At 78.5% G+C, this 969-nt stretch carries 2 pseudogenes; both read left to right on the forward strand.

Annotation, left to right across the window (positions count from 1 at the left end):
• Positions 1 to 234: pseudogene (locus DY240_RS32255) on the forward strand (hypothetical protein); the annotation flags it as partial.
• Positions 231 to 969: pseudogene (locus DY240_RS22535) on the forward strand (hypothetical protein); the annotation flags it as partial. The pseudogenes DY240_RS32255 and DY240_RS22535, both read left to right, overlap by 4 nt.

Here is a 969-nt window from a genome sequence, read left to right on the forward strand (position 1 = left end):
GCGGCCGCCGCCCGGCAGCCCGACGCCGGCCGCCGGGTCTCGTGGTCCGGGCGGCTGCTGGACGGCAGTGGGCTGCTGCGTCAGCGGCTTCGCGACGGGCTGCGCGAGCGCGGGCTGGAGCCGGTCGAGCCGGCCGGGTCGCCGCTGGACGGCGGTCTGACGCTGCTGCGCGGCGCGCCGCCGTACACCCGCGTCCTGGAACGGCTGCGAGCACAGGTGGGGGACGACGGGTGAGGATCGGGCACGGGGCGCAGCTGTTCGAGGTCGTGCCGGGCGAGCCGATGGGCGGCTACGCCGACCGGTCGCACGGCGTCGGCGGCGTCCTGGACCCGCTGGAGGTCCATGTCGTCACGTTCGCCGCCTGCCGGCACCGGTTCGCGCTGGTCGTCGCCGACCTCATCTGCGTGAACACCGACATCGCCGAACGCGTCCGGGCCGCCCTGCGGGAGGTGCGGATCGACGCCTGCTGGGTGGCCGCCACCCACACGCACGCCGGCCCGGAGGCCGGTTGCTCGCCGGGCGGCGAGCCGACCCCGCCGGAGGTCGCGCGGCGGCTGCTCGCGGCTGCGGTCGGTGCGGCGAAGGCGGCGATCGCGGACGAGCAGGAGGCCCGGCTGACCAGCACGCGGGCGCACATCGCGGCGCTGGCCGGACGGCGCACCGCCGGCGCGCCCGAGGACCTCGACATCCCGGTCGACGCGCTCGTGGTGACGACCGCGCGGGGCGTGACCGGTGTCGTGACGGTGTCGCCGGTGCACCCGACCGTGCTGCCCGCGGACCACCACGACGTCAGCGCCGACCTGAACGGCGCGATCCGCCGCGCCCTCGCCGCACCCGGGCGCTGGGCCGTGGCCGCCACCGGCGCCGCCGGGGACATCAGCACCCGGCACACGCGCCGCGGCCGCAGCCCCGCCGAGCTGGACCGGCTGGCGGCGCTGGTCGCCGCCGAGCTGCCGCTGACGCCGTCCC

This window comes from Jiangella rhizosphaerae (genome assembly GCF_003579925.1).
Classification (GTDB): Bacteria; Actinomycetota; Actinomycetes; order Jiangellales; family Jiangellaceae; genus Jiangella; species Jiangella rhizosphaerae.